The organism is Actinoplanes octamycinicus, assembly GCF_014205225.1.
GTDB lineage: Bacteria > Actinomycetota > Actinomycetes > Mycobacteriales > Micromonosporaceae > Actinoplanes > Actinoplanes octamycinicus.
Map to the genome: position 1 here is coordinate 6,367,675 of NZ_JACHNB010000001.1, position 14,957 is coordinate 6,382,631.

Consider the following 14,957-nt stretch of genomic DNA (forward strand, 5'->3'; position numbering starts at 1 on the left):
CAACCAGCGCGAGGGCAGCCGACCTCGTCGAGGTCCATTGTCCGGGTCTGAGGCGCCCTCAACAAGCGTTCCCACCTACAGCGCCGGTGTCCTGGTAGGCCCTTGGACGACCGAGTCCGACGTGGAGGAGCCGATGGAGATCATCAACGGTCCGGCGATCGTCGCCCAGCCCGACCGGCACTGCGTCGGCATCCGCACGGTCACCCCCTTCCGCGGCATGTTCGCCGTCCGCGATGAGCTCATGCAGGAGCTTTACTCGTGGGCGGACGAGCGGGCGTTCGCGTACGGTCACACGTTCTTCCGCCTGCACGTGGTGGACATGGACGGTCCGATGGACATCGAGGTGGGCGTCCTCACCGACGAACCGGTCGCGGGCGACGACCGGATCCGGCGCGGCGTGCTGCCGGCCGGCCGCTACGCGAGCCTGACCTACGTCAATCACGGCCGGCGCGCGAACGGCTTGCTGCGCGACTGGGCCACCGAGCAGGGACTCGCGCTGGACCGGGCGGACACTCCCGAGGGTGAGTGGTTCGGCTGCCGCTACGAGGCCTACCTCACCGACCCGCGCTCGGAGCGGATGAAGACGCGCTGGCGCACCGAGTTGGCGATCCGCCTGGCCGACGATCCTTCGTGAAAGCCGGGGACACCTTCCGCCGCCGGAGCTCCTGAGCGTCGATGCCGCGGCGCACGTCCTGGGGCTCACCCGGACCGCGGTATTCGATCTCGTGGCAGCCGGCCAGCTGGAACTCTTCCGCTCGGGCGCCGATCTGCTGGTCCGCCGCACGAGTGTGGACGACTTGCGCGGCCGTTGACGCCCAGGCAGCCGGGGGATCGCCGGGCGAGCGCGACCGCCGCACGCCCACCAGCGGCCTCCCCAACCACCTCGATGCTCGGCCGCGCGGAAGGACGGCCCGGCGGATCCAGCCGCGATCCGGAGTCGGCTCGGCGATGAGCGCGGAGTGGCCAGGTGCGCCGACCGGCACGTGGCAGCATCTACAGCTGAGGTCCCCGAGAAGCGCGACATGGGCGGTGGAACGGTCGATGGGCATACGTGGCCGTGCCTCCAGGCTGCTCAGCGACCGTGTCGACTGGCGGCCGCGGCCGTTGTGGGGCCTGCTCGCGGCGGTGCTGCTGCTGCTCCTGCTCACGGCGATCGGTCTCGGGCTGCGCGGCGGCGGCCAGGTGGCGCTGTCCAGCGCGGTGCTGGTCTACCTGGTCGCGGTGGTGATCGTGGCGATCGTCGGCGGCGTCTGGCCGGGGGTGGCCGCGGCGGTGGCCAGCGACGCGTTGCTGAACTGGTTCTTCATCCCGCCCTATCGCACCCTCGCGGTGGATGATCCGGACAATCTGACCACGCTGGTGGTGTACGTGCTGGTCGCCGTGACGGTCAGTGTGCTGGTCAACGTCGCTGCCGGGCAGCGGGCCGCCGCCGAGCGCAGCGGTTCGCGGGCGCAGCAGCTGGCCGAGGTGGACCGGCTGCGCACCACGATCCTGCGGGCGGTCGGCCATGATCTGCGGACGCCGTTGACCGCGATCAAGACCGCGGCGTCCGGGCTGTCCAGCCGTGATGTGCGATTCAGCGACGAGGACCGGGCCGAACTGGTCGACACCGTCGTGGAGTCCGCCGACCGGCTCGGTGACCTGATCGAGAACCTGCTGGCGCTGAGCCGGCTGCAGGCGGGCGTGCTGTCGGTCGAGCTGCAGCCGATCGGCGTCGACGAGGTGGTGGCCCAGGCCGCGCTCGGGTTCGACCCGGCCCGCCTGCACGCGCAGGTGCCCGACGACCTGCCGCTGGTGTACGCCGACCCGGGCCTGCTGGAACGGGTGATCGCCAACCTGGTGGACAACGCCCTGCGCGCGGCGGCCGGCGGTGACGTGTCGGTGCTCGCCGAAGTTCACGGCGACACGGTGCGGGTGGCCGTCGTCGATCACGGCCCGGGAATCGCGCCCGCCGACCTGGACCGGGTGTTCGCCCCGTTCCAGCGGCTCGGTGACCGCTCCGCCGAGGGACATCTGGGCCTGGGACTGGCGATCGCGCGCGGCTTCACCGACGCGATGAACGGCCGGCTGGTGCCGTCCCGGACCCCGGGTGGCGGCCTCACGATGACGATCGACCTGCCGATCGCGCGGTAACCGGCCTCCTGGCCGTCCACGAGGACCGGCCCGGTCGCAGGCGCCGCCGACGTAGTGCACATCACTCCCGCGTCAAAGACGCGTCAACATTCCGGCGGCCGGCGTAGGCATCGCGTGAACAACGCTGACAATCGGTCCTCCGCCGCGCTTGGCTCCTCCCATGACCCGAGCAAGATTCGTGCAACGAGGAGCCTTCCGTGGCTGACCTCGGCTTCGTCGTACTCACGGTCGTGCTGTTCGCGGCGCTGACCGTGCTGATCCGGGCGGTCGAACGCCGGTGAGCGCCGTGAACCTGGCCGGCCTGATCCTGGCCGTGCTGCTGGCTGCCTTCCTGGTGGCCGCTCTGCTGTTCCCGGAGAAGTTCTGATGGCGGGCTGGCTGTTCGTCATCGCCCTGGTCGCCGCGCTGGTCGCGGTGTACCGGCCGTTCGGCGACCACATGTACCGGGTGGTCACCGGCAAGCGGCACACCGTCGTGGAGCGCGGCGTCTACCGCCTGGTCGGGGTGGACGCGGACGCCGGGCAGACCTGGGCCGTCTACGCCCGCTCGGTGCTCGCCTTCTCGGCCGTCTCGATCCTCTTCCTCTATGCCCTGCTGCGCCTGCAGGACAGGTTGTGGTTGTCGCTGGGGATGGACCCGGTCACCAGCCACCTCGCCTGGAACACCGCGGTCAGCTTCACGACCAACACCAACTGGCAGGCCTACTCCGGCGAGTCCACGATGGGTCACCTGGCGCAGATGGCCGGCCTGGCCGTGCAGAACTTCGTCTCGGCCGCCGCCGGCATCGCGGTGGCGGTGGCCCTGGTCCGCGGCTTCGCCGCCCGCAGCCGCAGCACGCTGGGCAACTTCTGGGTCGACCTGATCCGGATCGTGCTGCGGGTCCTGCTGCCGATCTGCGTGCTGGTCACGGTCGTCTTCATGATCGGCGGGATGGTGCAGAACCTGTCCGCCGGCACCGGCATCACCACGCTGACCGGCGCGACGCAGCACCTCACCGGGGGTCCGGTCGCCTCCCAGGAGGCGATCAAGGAGTTGGGTACGAACGGTGGCGGCTTCTTCAACGCCAACTCCGCGCACCCGTTCGAGAATCCGACCGCCTGGACCAACTGGCTGGAGGTCTTCCTGATCCTGCTGATCCCGTTCTGCCTGCCCCGGGTCTTCGGCCGGATGGTCGGGCAGCACCGGCAGGGTTACGCGATCGTCGCGGTGATGGCGGTGCTGGCCCTCGGTTCGACCGCGTTGACCGTGGGCTTCGAGACCCATGGAGCCGGCACGGTGCCGCAGGCGGTCGGTGCGGCGATGGAGGGCAAGGAGGTCCGCTTCGGCGTTCCGAACTCCGCGACGTTCGCCGCGGCGACCACCCTGACCTCGACCGGCGCGGTCGATTCGCTCCATGACTCGTACACCGCGCTGGGCGGCATGATGCCGATCGTCAGCATGATGCTCGGCGAGGTCGCTCCCGGGGGCACCGGCTCCGGCCTGTACGGCCTGCTGATCCTCGCGGTGATCACGGTCTTCGTGGCGGGGCTCATGGTCGGGCGCACCCCGGAGTACCTGGGTAAGAAGATCAGCGCTCGGGAGATCAAACTCGCCTCGCTGTACTTCCTGATCACCCCGGCGCTGGTGCTGGGCGGCACGGCCGCGGCGTTCGCCACCGGCACCAACGCCACCGCACTCAACGCCGGCCCGCACGGGCTGTCCGAGGTGCTGTACGCGTTCACCAGCGCCGCCAACAACAACGGCTCCGCCTTCGCCGGCATCACGGTCAACACCCCGTGGTGGGACACCGCCCTGGGGCTGGCCATGCTGCTCGGCCGGTTCCTGCCGATGATCCTGGTCCTGGCGCTGGCCGGGTCGCTGGCGAAACAGCCGCCGGTGCCCGCGTCGGAGGGCACGCTGCCCACCCATCAACCGCTGTTCGTCGGCATGCTCGCCGGCGTCACCGTGGTGCTGGTCGCCCTCACCTTTCTGCCCGCTCTCGCTCTCGGACCCCTCGCGGAGGGCCTGTCATGACCACCCCCACCCTGCAACGCCCGGCCGGCACCGGCTCGGTCCCGGCCACCACCCGCCGGGTCGGCGGCGGGCTGCTCGATCCGGACCAGCTCTGGCGATCGCTGCCGCGGGCGCTGGCCAAGCTCGATCCGCGGACCATGTGGCGCAACCCGGTGATGTTCGTCGTCGAGATCGGCGCGGTCTTCACCGCCGTTCTGTCGATTGCCGAACCGAGCCTGTTCGCCTGGCTGATCACCACGTGGCTCTGGCTGACCGTCGTCTTCGCCAACCTGGCCGAGGCGGTCGCCGAGGGGCGCGGCAAGGCCCAGGCGGCCGCGCTGCGCGCCGCCAAGCAGGACACCGTGGCCCACCTGCGAGACGGCCGTACGGTCGCGGCGCCGGAGCTGCGGCCCGGTGACGTGGTCGTGGTCGAGGCCGGGCAGACCATTCCCGGGGACGGCGACGTGATCGGGGGTGTCGCCAGCGTGGACGAGTCGGCGATCACCGGCGAGTCGGCACCGGTCATCCGGGAGTCCGGCGGTGACCGGTCGGCGGTCACCGGCGGCACCAAGGTGCTCAGCGACCGGATCGTCGTGCGGATCACCCAGCGGCCCGGCGAGAGTTTCGTGGACCGGATGATCGCCCTGGTCGAGGGTGCGAACCGGCAGAAGACCCCGAATGAGATCGCCCTGAACATCCTGCTGGCCGCGCTGACGATCATCTTCTTGCTGGCCGTGGTCACCCTGCAGCCTCTGGCGATCTTCAGCAAGGCCTACCAGGCGGCCGCGCCGGACACCGCGGCGATCAACGCCCACGGGGTCACCGGCATCGTACTCGTCTCGCTGCTGGTGTGCCTGATCCCGACCACCATCGGCGCGCTGCTCTCGGCGATCGGGATCGCCGGGATGGACCGGCTGGTGCAGCGCAACGTGCTGGCGATGAGCGGGCGCGCGGTCGAAGCCGCCGGCGACGTCAGTACCCTGCTGCTCGACAAGACCGGCACCATCACGCTGGGCAACCGGCAAGCTGCCGAGTTCGTACCGGTCAATGGGGTCGAACCGCACGCCCTCGCGGACGCCGCGCAGCTCAGCAGCCTGGCCGACGAGACGCCCGAAGGGCGGTCGATCGTCGTTCTCGCGAAGAACCGGCACGATCTGCGGGAACGCGAACCCGGGCTGATGCCCGGCGCCACCTTCGTCGGGTTCAGCGCGCAGACCCGGATGAGTGGTGTCGACCTGCCCGGCCGCCGGATCCGCAAGGGCGCCGCCGCCGCGGTCCTGACCTGGGTGCGCACCCACGGCGGGCAGCCGGCCGAGGAGGTCGGCGAGATCGTCGACGCGATCAGCGGATCCGGCGGCACGCCCCTCGTCGTCGCCGAGCACGCCGACGGGCAGCCGGCCCGGGCGCTCGGCGTGATCCACCTCAAGGACGTGGTCAAGTCCGGGATGAAGGCCAGGTTCGACGAGATGCGCCGGATGGGCATCCGCACCGTGATGATCACCGGCGACAATCCGCGGACCGCGGCGGCGATCGCCGCCGAGGCCGGCGTCGACGACTTCCTCGCCGAGGCCACCCCGGAGGACAAGCTCGCCCTGATCCGCAAGGAACAGCGGGGCGGCCGCCTGGTGGCGATGACCGGCGACGGCACCAACGACGCCCCGGCGCTGGCCCAGGCGGACGTCGGGGTGGCGATGAACACCGGCACGTCGGCCGCGAAGGAGGCCGGCAACATGGTCGACCTCGACTCGGACCCGACCAAGCTGATCGAGATCGTCGAGATCGGCAAGCAATTGCTGATCACCCGGGGCGCGCTGACCACGTTCAGCATCGCGAACGACATCGCCAAGTACTTCGCGATCATCCCGGCCATGTTCGCCGCGGTCTATCCGGGGCTGGACACACTCAACGTGATGCGGCTGCACTCGGCGGGCTCGGCGATCCTGTCCGCGGTCATCTTCAACGCCCTGGTCATCGTGGCGCTGATCCCGCTCGCGCTGCGCGGCGTGCGCTATCGGCCGTCGTCGGCGAGCGCGCTGCTGCGCCGCAACCTCGGGGTCTACGGCCTGGGCGGCGTCATCGCGCCGTTCCTCGGCATCAAGCTCATCGACCTGCTCATCTCATTCGTCCCGGGGATCTGATCCGTATGCGCCTTCCCGCCTGGCTCGCGCAGCACGTCGCCGCGCTGCGCGCCCTGCTCGTCCTGACCGTCCTGCTCGGCCTGGCCTACCCGCTCGCCTTCGTGGCGCTCGGCCGGATTGCCGGCCTCGGCGAGGACCGCAGCCTGATCGGCCAGTCGTTCACCGACGCGGCCGGCAACCCGGTCGCGAAGTACTTCCAGAGCCGCCCGTCCGCGGGCGACTACGACCCGGCCGCGACCGGTGCCAGCAACCTCGGCCCGGAGGACATGGTCGACACCGGCGCCCGCAAGAGCCTGCTCACCCTGGTCTGCGCGCGCAGTCTCGCGGTCGGCGAGCTCGAAGGTGTCGACGGCAGCCGCCCGTACTGCACCGCCGGCGGCGTCGGCGCCGTCCTCGAGGTGTTCCGCAGGGACGGCCTGACCGGTCCGGTGACCAGGGTGATCTCGGTGAACGGGCCGGCCTTCGTCAGCACGTACGACGGTGTGCCCGTGGAGCCGGGGACCGGGGCGATCGCGGGTGGCGTGCTCACCCCGGTCCGCGGCGACGCCCCCGCCGACCCCGTGGTACCCGCCGACGCGGTCACCGCGAGCGGCTCCGGCCTCGACCCGCACATCAGCCCGGCGTACGCGGCACTGCAGGCACCCCGGGTCGCCCGGGAGCGCGGACTCGACCCCGCCCGGGTCCGCGAACTGATCAAGGAGCACACCACCGGCCGGGCCCTCGGGTTCCTCGGCGAGCCCGCCGTCAACGTCCTGGACCTGAACCGGGCGCTCGACGGCAAGTGACGGGACGGCCGGGGCCGGCCGGTTGGCACGGAGGATGTCCATGGCACGCGGAGAACTGCGGATCTACCTGGGCGCGGCGCCCGGCGTCGGCAAGACGTACACCATGCTCGAAGAGGCGCACCGGCGGGCGGGACGCGGCACCGACGTCGTGGTCGCCCTGGTCGAGACGCACGGCCGCGAGCACACCGCCGCGATGGTCGGCGACCTCGAGATCGTGCCGCGCCGCACCGTGACCTACCGCGGCGCGCGGTTCACCGAGATGGACGTCGACGCCGTGCTGGCTCGCCGGCCCGAGGTCGCCGTCGTCGACGAACTGGCCCACACCAACGTCCCCGGCTGCCGCAACGACAAACGGTGGCAGGACGTGCGGGATCTGCTCGACGCCGGGATCAGCGTGCTGACCACGGTCAACGTCCAGCATCTCGAGTCACTCAACGACGTGGTCGCCCGGATTACCGGCGTCGGCCAGCGCGAGACCGTGCCGGACGCGGTGGTCCGCACCGCCGAGCAGGTCGAGCTGGTCGACATGACGCCGGAGGCGCTGCGCCGCCGGATGGCGCACGGCAACATCTACCGGCCGGAGAAGGTCGACGCGGCGCTCGGCAACTACTTCCGGACCGGCAACCTCACCGCGCTGCGCGAGCTGGCCCTGCTCTGGCTCGCCGAGCAGGTCGAGGACCAGCTCGACCGGTACCGCTCCGACCACGACATCGACGCCACCTGGGAGACCCGGGAACGTGTCGTGGTGGCTCTGACCGGCGGCCCCGAGGGCGACACGCTGATCCGGCGCGCCGCCCGGATCGCCGATCGCACCAAGGGCGCCGACCTGCTCGCGGTGCACGTGACCCGCAACGACGGGCTGGCCGGCGCCGACCCGGCACAACTGGCCAGACAGCGGCTGCTGGTGGAGAGCCTGGGCGGCAGCTATCACCAGGTGGCCGGCACCGACATCCCGGCCGCGGTGCTGGAGTTCGCCCGTGGCGTCAACGCCACCCAGATCGTGCTCGGCGCCTCGCGCCGCGGCCGGATCGCGCAACTGTTCACCGCCGGGGTCGGGGTGACCACGATCGCCCGATCCGGGACGATCGACGTGCACCTGGTCACCCACGAGCACGCCGGCCGCGGCCGGCGGCGGGGCCCGATCCCGCCGGCGTTGTCGCGCAGCCGGCGCCTCGCCGGCATCCTCACCGTGCTGCTCGGACTGCCGCTGCTGACCGCGCTGCTCAAGACCGGCCCGAGCCTGTCCCTGACCAACGACATCCTGCTGTTCCTGGCCGCCGTCGTCGGTGTCGCCCTGATCGGCGGGCTCTGGCCGGCGCTGCTCGCCGCGATCGGCGGCTCGCTGCTGCTCAACTGGTACTTCACGCCGCCCGTCGGGCGGTTCACCATCGCCGAGGCGCAGAACCTGCTCGCCCTGGCCATCTTCGTCGTCGTCGCGGTCGCGGTCAGCTGGGTCGTCGACACCGCGGCCCGCCGGACCCGGCAGGCCGCCCAGGCCGGCGCCGACGCGCAGACGCTGGCCACCGTCGCCGGCAGCGTCCTGCGTGGCCAGCGGCCGCTGGCCGCGCTGCTCGACCGGCTCCGCGAAACGTTCGCCCTGGACTCGGTCACCCTGGTGGACGACGGCACGGTCGTCGCGGGCGTGGGGCAGCCGGTGTGCGGACGGCCCGCCGACGCCGACATCGCAGTCCGGGTCGACGCGCACCTGACCATGCTGATCAAAGGGCCCACCCGGCCCGCCTCCGACCGGCGCATCCTGGAGGCGTTCGCCGCGCAGGCCGCCGTCGCGCTCCGTCAGGAACGGCTGGCCACCGAGGCGGCAGCTGCCAGGCCCCTCGCCGAGGCGAACAAACTACGGACCGCGTTGCTCGCCGCGGTCAGCCACGATCTGCGGACCCCGCTGGCCTCCGCCAAAGCCGCCATCGCCGGCCTGCGCAGCACCGAGGTGCAGTTCGACGAGGACGATCGGGGCGAGCTGCTGGCGACCGCCGACGAGTCCCTGGACCGGCTGGACCGGCTGGTCGCCAACCTGCTCGACATGAGCCGCCTGCAGGCCGGCGCGCTCGGCGTCGCCGTGGTCGAGCTCGGCGCCGAGGAGGTCGTACCCCGGGCCTTGGACGATCTCGGTCCGCCGAGCCGTACCGTGATCGTGCATGTCCCGGACGACCTGCCCGCGCTGCACGCCGATCCGGGACTGCTGGAACGGGTCCTGGTCAACCTGCTCGCCAACGCGCTGCGCTACAGCCCGGCCGGCCACCCGCCGATGATCACCGGAAGCAGCCACGGCGACAGTGTCGAGCTGCGCGTCATCGACCACGGAGCCGGCATCCCCAGCGACCGGTGGGACGAGGTCTTCCTGCCGTTCCAGCGCCTGGGCGATCGCGACAACCACACCGGCGTCGGGCTCGGCCTGGCCCTCTCGCGCGGGCTGACCGAGGCGATGGGCGGTACCCTCACCCCCGAAGAGACCCCTGGAGGAGGCCTCACCATGGTGCTCGCCCTGCCCACGAGCGCGGCCGGATGACCCGGGTGCTCGTCGTCGACGACGAACCGCAGATCCTGCGCGCGCTACGGATCAACCTCAAGGCCCATGGGTACGACGTCGACACCGCGGGCGACGCCAGAGCCGCCCTGCGCGCCGCCGCACAGCAGCCGCATCCCGACCTGGTGGTGCTGGACCTGGGCCTGCCCGACATGGAGGGCACCGACGTGATCGCCGGGCTGCGCGGCTGGACGACGGTGCCGATCATCGTGCTCTCCGGCCGGGCCGGCAGCGCCGACAAGGTGGGCGCGCTCGACGCCGGCGCCGACGACTACGTCACCAAACCGTTCGGCATCGAGGAACTGCTCGCCCGGATGCGCGCGGTGACCCGCCGCGTGCAGCCGGCCGGGACGGACAGCCCGGTGGTCCGGATCGGCTCCCGGGACATCGATCTGGGCCGGCGCTCGGTCAGCGGCGACGTCCGCCTCACCCCGACCGAGTGGCAACTGCTCGACCACCTGCTCCGGCATCCGGGCAAGCTGATCACCCAGCGGGAGCTGTTGCTGGACGTGTGGGGGCCGCACTACCAGAACAACACCAACTACCTGCGGCAGTACATGGCCCGGCTGCGCCGCAAGCTGGAGATCGATCCGGCCCGTCCCCGGCACCTGCTCACCGAACCCGGGATGGGCTACCGCTACCAGCCCTGACCGGCGGTCAGCCGACGTGCACGTGCGGGCGCCGCCGCCGGTCCGGCTCGGCCTGCCGGATCATCTCCCGGGTCACCGGCGCCACCTCGCCCTGCCCGAAGATCAGATAGCGGGCGAAGTTCGCCACCGGGTTGCCCTCGGTCCACTCGAAGTAGATGTGCGGCCGCCGGTGTGTCGTGTCGCGCATCCACAACACCAGGGCCGCCAGCGCGCTGGGCACCGACGAACTCTCCACGGTCAGCACCCGATACCGGTGATGCAGGACCTCACCGCGTACGTGCAACTCGGTCTCGAAGTCCGAGGCGTCCCGCACGTTCACCTCGACGAACAGCACGTCAGCCTGATCGGTCATGTCGTTGTCCGCGATGATCTGGGCCATCTTGTCGGAGTATTCGGCCGCGTCGCGCCGGTCCGGCTCGTTGGCGATCAGCCGGATCTGTCGTTTGCCCAGCTCCTGGAGAAAGCCCTGGGTGACGTGGTCGGCCTCGATGTGGGTGACCCGCAGCTCGAACGCCCGGAAGATCCGGGACAGCAGCGACACCAGCAGGATCGCCATGATGAAGCACCCGGCAATCTTGACGCCGTCCGGGCGCTCCACCACGTTCGCGACCGTGGTGTACGCGAAGACCGCGGTGACCAGCGCGAACGCCCACGTCCGGCCGCGCTGGCGGCGGCGGCGAGCAGACAGGGTCACCGCCGCGGCGGCCGAGGTGATCAGCACCAGCACGCCGGTCGCGTACGCGCCGCCCTGCGCGTCGACGTCGGCGTCGAAGATCCAGGTGATCAGGAACGCGGCGCCGGTGAAGACCAGCACCAGGGGACGCACCGCGCGGGCCCAGTCCGGAGCCATGCCGAACTTGGGCAGGTAGCGCGGCACGAGGTTGAGCAGGCCGGCCATCGCGGACGCGCCGGCGAACCACAGGATCGCGATGGTGGAGAGGTCATAGACACTGCCGAAGACGCTGCCCAGGTTCTCGTGCGCCAGGTAGGCCAGGGCCCGGCCGTTGGCCTCGCCGCCCGGCTCGAACTCCCGCTCCGGGATCAGCACGGTGGTGGCGACGCTGCTGGTGATCAGGAAGACGCTCATGATCCCGGCCGCCGTGGTGAGCAGCTGTTTCCCGCCGCGGATCCGCTGGTCGAGGTCGCCCTTGATGTGCGGCATGACGGCGACGCCGGTCTCGAAACCGGACAGGCCCAGGGCCAGTTTCGGGAAGACCAGCAGCGCGATCCCGACCATGGCCAGCGGGCTGCCGTGCGCGGTGGTCATCGCCCCGGTCCAGTCGCTGACCGCGTGCGGGTGCGAGATCACCTCCACCAGGGCGTCGCCGACCACGATCACGTTGAGCCCCAGGTAGACCCCGACCAGGGCCACCGCGATGCCGATCGCCTCGGTGAAGCCCTTGAGGAACACCCCGCCGAGCAGCGCGACGAGCAGCAGCGTGATCGCTACCTCGTGCCCGCGCATCGCCCCGGGCAGGAACGGGTTCTCGTCGATGTGGGCGGTCGCGTCGGCGGCGGACAGGGTGATCGTGATGATGAAGTCGGTGGCCGCGAATCCCAGCAGCACCAGGACGAACAGCTTGCCCTTCCAGAAGGAGAGCAGCCGGACCAGCATCGCGATCGAGCCCTCGCCGTGCGGGCTGTCCGCGGCGACCCGCCGGTAGACCGGGAGTGCGCCGAGCAGTGTCACCGCCACCAGGACCAGTGTCGCCAGCGGGGAGAGCACTCCGGCCGCGAGCGCCGCGATCCCCGGCTGGTAACCGAGCGTGGAGAAGTAGTCGACGCCGGTCAGGCACATGACCTTCCACCAGGCATGCGGCTTCTCGGGCCCGCCGGCCTCGGCATGCGGTCCCTCGTGCGGGGCGGTCCGCTCGGTGAGCCCCTGAAGAAGCCACCGGCGCACGGTGTGACGCTCTTCGGTTACGGCCATCGATGTCTCCCCGGCAGGATCCCGGCCGGGGGTGTACCCCGCCTTCGCCACCGATCCTGGCACTCGTGGACCCCGCGGGACCGGCTACGCCGCGTTAACAAAACGTCAAAAAGGCGATCGGTACTCGGTACTACCGGATACCGGTACTCGGTGTTACCGTATAGCGGTACCCAGTGGTACGAGGTACCGGGTGGAGGGACGGTTCGATGGAGGATCTCACCGAGATGTTGAAGGGCACGCTCGAAGGCTGCGTGCTGGAAATCATCAACGGCGAGGAGACCTACGGGTACGCCATCACGCGCCGGCTCAACGAGCTCGGTTTCGCGGACGTCATCGACGGAACGGTCTACACCATCCTGCTGCGACTGGAGCGCAACGGGCTGGTCCAGGTGACGAAACGACCGTCCGAGGTGGGCCCGCCGCGCAAGTTCTACGCGCTCAACGACGCCGGCCGCGCCGAGCTCGCGACGTTCTGGGCGAAATGGGAGTACGTCTCATCACGCATCGACAGCCTCAAGGAGGGCAGGCGATGAGCTTCTGGGAAACCATCACCGGCAGCGACCTCACCCGGGAGTGGAAGGCGTTCGAAGTGCGGGCGCAGGCGTTGCCACCCGACTATCGGGCGGCATGGGAGCAGATCAAGGTGCACCTGTTCCCGCACGGGGACTTCACCGGCCGCAATCTGATGCCGATCTTCGACGCCGCCCTGGCGCTGCTCGAAGAGGCGTCGGCGGACGGGCAGGGCATCCACGAGGTGCTCGGTGACGACATCCCGGGCTTCTGCGCGGCGCTCGCCGGGGGAGCCGGCGCGCCGACCTACCGGGATCGGTGGCGCGAGCAGTTGAACAACAACGTGGCGAGAAAACTCGGCCGGCTGGGAGGCTGACATGGGCATCCGCGACATCATCGAGGGCAAGAAGCAGTGGCGGGCACACGTCGCCCGGGTCAAGGCGCTCCCGCCGGACTACCAGATCGTCTACAAGGAGATGCAGAAGTACCTGTTCAAGGTCGGACCGGTCGACCTGGCCGACGGGCAGCTGCTCACCGGGATCGTCGACTTCTTCCAGGAGGGCGCGGCCGCCGGCAAAGGGGTGCTGGAGCTGATCGGCCCGGACGTCGCCGCCTTCTGCGACGGCCTGATCAAGGACACGCCCACCTACGCCGACGCCTATCAGGCGTCCATCAGCGGGAAGTACGGCTTCGATGAACGCGACCGCTGACCCGGCCGGGCAGCCGGCGATCCGCGTGCAGGGCCTGGAGAAATCCTTCAAGCAGCTGAAGGTGCTGCGCGGCGTGGACCTCGACGTGGCGCGCGGCAGCATCTTCGCCCTGCTCGGCTCGAACGGGGCCGGCAAGACCACCATGGTCACCATCCTGTCCACGCTGCTCAAGGCCGACGCCGGGACGGCCCTGGTGAACGGCTTCGACATCGCGGCGCAGGCTCCCCAGGTGCGCGAGTCGATCAGCCTCACCGGGCAGTTCGCGGCGGTCGACGAGATCCTCACCGGCCGGGAAAACCTGGTCATGGTCGCCCGGCTGCGGCACCTCAAGGACCCGGGAGCCATCGCGGACGACCTGCTCCGGCGCTTCTCGCTGACCGAGGCGGGCGGCCGGCGGGTGGCGACGTACTCCGGTGGCATGCGCCGCCGGCTGGACATCGCGATGAGCCTGATCGGCGATCCACCGGTGATCTTCCTCGACGAGCCGACCACCGGGCTGGACCCGGAGGCGCGGCTCGAGGTCTGGCAGGCCGTCAAGGAACTCGCCGCGGGCGGCACCACCGTGCTGCTCACCACGCAGTACCTGGACGAGGCGGAGCAGCTCGCCGACCGGATCGCGATCCTGCACGAGGGCCGGATCCTCGTGAACGGCACCCTCGCCGAGCTCAAGGCGCTGCTGCCACCCGCGAAAGTCGAATACGTCGAGAAACAGCCCACCCTCGAGGACGTCTTCCTCACCCTGGTCGGCGCCCGGACCGACAGGGGACCACAGTGAACAGGCATTTCCTCGGTGACACCACCGTCCTGCTGGGCCGCTCGCTGCGCCACATCGCCCGCAGCCCGGACACCATCATCACCACCGCGATCATGCCGATCGCCTTCATGCTGCTGTTCGTGTACGTCTTCGGCGGCGCGATCGAGACCGGATCCGACTCCTACGTCAACTACCTGCTGCCCGGCATCCTGATCATGACGATCGCCTCCGGGATCTCCTACACCGCGTACCGTCTCTTCCTGGATCTGCAGGGCGGCATCTTCGCGCGCTTCCAGTCGATGCCGATCGCCCGGGCGTCCGTGCTGTGGGCTCACGTCCTGACCTCGCTGGTCGCCAACCTGATCTCGCTGATCGTGGTGGTCGGCGTCGCCCTGCTGATGGGCTTCCGCAGCGGCGCGGACCTCCTCGGCTGGCTGGCCGTGGCCGGCATCCTGACCCTGTTCACCCTGGCCCTGACCTGGATCGCGGTGATCCCGGGGCTCACCGCGAAGTCCGTGGACGGCGCGAGCGCGTTCGCCTACCCGCTGATCTTCCTGCCGTTCATCAGCTCGGCCTTCGTGCCCACCGAGTCCATGCCCGGCCCGGTCCGCGCCTTCGCCGAGAACCAGCCGGTGACCGCCATCGTCGACGCGCTCCGGAACCTCTTCACCCAGCAGCCGGTCGGCACCGGCATCTGGACCGCCCTGGCCTGGTGCGCCGGCATCCTGATCGTCGCCTTCACGATCGCCACCGCGTCCTACCGCCGCCGGATCACCTGAGCGGTCGGCTACCCCTTGCCGATGCCCGGCCGGG

General features: G+C 70.6%; 14 protein-coding genes. 13 read left to right on the forward strand and 1 reads right to left on the reverse strand.

The features are described from left to right. The first annotated feature begins 133 nt into the window (after positions 1-133). From BJY16_RS28135 to BJY16_RS28170, 8 genes are all read left to right on the forward strand, one after another. Positions 134-634, forward strand: a complete 501-nt coding sequence (locus tag BJY16_RS28135; protein ID WP_185042574.1) for a GyrI-like domain-containing protein — start codon at positions 134-136, stop codon at positions 632-634. Positions 635-1,041: 407 nt separating this feature from the next. After that, positions 1,042-2,133, forward strand: a complete 1,092-nt coding sequence (locus BJY16_RS28140; RefSeq protein ID WP_185042575.1) for a sensor histidine kinase — start codon at positions 1,042-1,044, stop codon at positions 2,131-2,133. Positions 2,134-2,410: 277 nt separating this feature from the next. Next, positions 2,411-2,500, forward strand: a complete 90-nt coding sequence (gene kdpF, locus BJY16_RS48620) for a K(+)-transporting ATPase subunit F (RefSeq protein ID WP_185042576.1) — start codon at positions 2,411-2,413, stop codon at positions 2,498-2,500. Beyond that, entirely contained in the window at positions 2,500-4,146 is a 1,647-nt protein-coding gene (kdpA, locus tag BJY16_RS28150; protein WP_185042577.1) for a potassium-transporting ATPase subunit KdpA, read from the forward strand. The genes kdpF and kdpA overlap by 1 nt, the downstream gene beginning before the upstream one ends. After that, the gene (gene kdpB / locus BJY16_RS28155) at positions 4,143-6,263 is read left to right on the forward strand and encodes a potassium-transporting ATPase subunit KdpB (RefSeq protein WP_185042578.1); all 2,121 of its coding nucleotides are present in this window, start codon (positions 4,143-4,145) and stop codon (positions 6,261-6,263) included. Before kdpA ends, kdpB begins: the two co-directional genes overlap by 4 nt. A 5-nt stretch (positions 6,264-6,268) precedes the next feature. Continuing rightward, positions 6,269-7,048: a potassium-transporting ATPase subunit C gene (locus BJY16_RS28160; protein WP_185042579.1), complete on the forward strand. Its 780-nt coding sequence runs from the start codon at positions 6,269-6,271 to the stop codon at positions 7,046-7,048. A 40-nt stretch (positions 7,049-7,088) separates the two neighbouring features. Then, the gene (locus BJY16_RS28165; protein WP_185042580.1) at positions 7,089-9,572 is read left to right on the forward strand and encodes a sensor histidine kinase; all 2,484 of its coding nucleotides are present in this window, start codon (positions 7,089-7,091) and stop codon (positions 9,570-9,572) included. Next, positions 9,569-10,240 carry a response regulator gene (locus BJY16_RS28170; protein WP_185042581.1) on the forward strand — a complete coding sequence of 224 codons (672 nt, stop codon included), beginning with the start codon at positions 9,569-9,571 and terminating at the stop codon, positions 10,238-10,240. Before BJY16_RS28165 ends, BJY16_RS28170 begins: the two co-directional genes overlap by 4 nt. 7 nt (positions 10,241-10,247) lie before the next feature. On the opposite strand, the gene BJY16_RS28175 is transcribed toward BJY16_RS28170, so the two are convergent. Continuing rightward, positions 10,248-12,170, reverse strand: coding sequence for an APC family permease (locus BJY16_RS28175; RefSeq protein WP_185042582.1), 1,923 nt, complete (start codon positions 12,168-12,170; stop codon positions 10,248-10,250). Between the two features lie 206 nt (positions 12,171-12,376). Here BJY16_RS28175 and BJY16_RS28180 point away from each other — a divergent pair, with 206 nt between their 5' ends. Genes BJY16_RS28180 through BJY16_RS28200 form a run of 5 tightly spaced genes read left to right on the forward strand, consistent with a single transcriptional unit; the run spans position 12,377 to position 14,923 of the window. After that, on the forward strand, positions 12,377-12,703 hold the full coding sequence (locus BJY16_RS28180; RefSeq protein ID WP_185042583.1) for a PadR family transcriptional regulator: 327 nt from the start codon (positions 12,377-12,379) through the stop codon (positions 12,701-12,703). After that, a complete protein-coding gene (locus BJY16_RS28185) occupies positions 12,700-13,056 on the forward strand; it encodes a DUF1048 domain-containing protein (protein ID WP_185042584.1) in 357 nt (118 codons plus the stop codon). The genes BJY16_RS28180 and BJY16_RS28185 overlap by 4 nt, the downstream gene beginning before the upstream one ends. 1 nt (position 13,057) lies before the next feature. After that, complete coding sequence (locus BJY16_RS28190) at positions 13,058-13,390, forward strand: DUF1048 domain-containing protein (RefSeq protein ID WP_185042585.1); 333 nt, start codon at positions 13,058-13,060, stop codon at positions 13,388-13,390. After that, on the forward strand, positions 13,374-14,165 hold the full coding sequence (locus BJY16_RS28195; RefSeq protein ID WP_185042586.1) for an ABC transporter ATP-binding protein: 792 nt from the start codon (positions 13,374-13,376) through the stop codon (positions 14,163-14,165). The genes BJY16_RS28190 and BJY16_RS28195 overlap by 17 nt, the downstream gene beginning before the upstream one ends. Further along, complete coding sequence (locus tag BJY16_RS28200) at positions 14,162-14,923, forward strand: ABC transporter permease (protein ID WP_185042587.1); 762 nt, start codon at positions 14,162-14,164, stop codon at positions 14,921-14,923. Before BJY16_RS28195 ends, BJY16_RS28200 begins: the two co-directional genes overlap by 4 nt. The last annotated feature ends 34 nt before the right edge of the window (positions 14,924-14,957 follow it).

Coding starts and splice junctions, on each gene's coding strand:
- kdpA (WP_185042577.1), top strand. CDS start 2,500: ATGGCGGGCTGGCTGTTCGTCATCGCCCTGGTCGCCGCGCTGGTCGCG.
- BJY16_RS28165 (WP_185042580.1), top strand. CDS start 7,089: ATGGCACGCGGAGAACTGCGGATCTACCTGGGCGCGGCGCCCGGCGTC.
- BJY16_RS28190 (WP_185042585.1), top strand. CDS start 13,058: ATGGGCATCCGCGACATCATCGAGGGCAAGAAGCAGTGGCGGGCACAC.
- BJY16_RS28160 (WP_185042579.1), top strand. CDS start 6,269: ATGCGCCTTCCCGCCTGGCTCGCGCAGCACGTCGCCGCGCTGCGCGCC.
- BJY16_RS28135 (WP_185042574.1), top strand. CDS start 134: ATGGAGATCATCAACGGTCCGGCGATCGTCGCCCAGCCCGACCGGCAC.
- kdpB (WP_185042578.1), top strand. CDS start 4,143: ATGACCACCCCCACCCTGCAACGCCCGGCCGGCACCGGCTCGGTCCCG.
- BJY16_RS28180 (WP_185042583.1), top strand. CDS start 12,377: ATGGAGGATCTCACCGAGATGTTGAAGGGCACGCTCGAAGGCTGCGTG.
- BJY16_RS28175 (WP_185042582.1), bottom strand. CDS start 12,170: ATGGCCGTAACCGAAGAGCGTCACACCGTGCGCCGGTGGCTTCTTCAG.
- BJY16_RS28170 (WP_185042581.1), top strand. CDS start 9,569: ATGACCCGGGTGCTCGTCGTCGACGACGAACCGCAGATCCTGCGCGCG.
- BJY16_RS28140 (WP_185042575.1), top strand. CDS start 1,042: ATGGGCATACGTGGCCGTGCCTCCAGGCTGCTCAGCGACCGTGTCGAC.
- BJY16_RS28185 (WP_185042584.1), top strand. CDS start 12,700: ATGAGCTTCTGGGAAACCATCACCGGCAGCGACCTCACCCGGGAGTGG.
- BJY16_RS28195 (WP_185042586.1), top strand. CDS start 13,374: ATGAACGCGACCGCTGACCCGGCCGGGCAGCCGGCGATCCGCGTGCAG.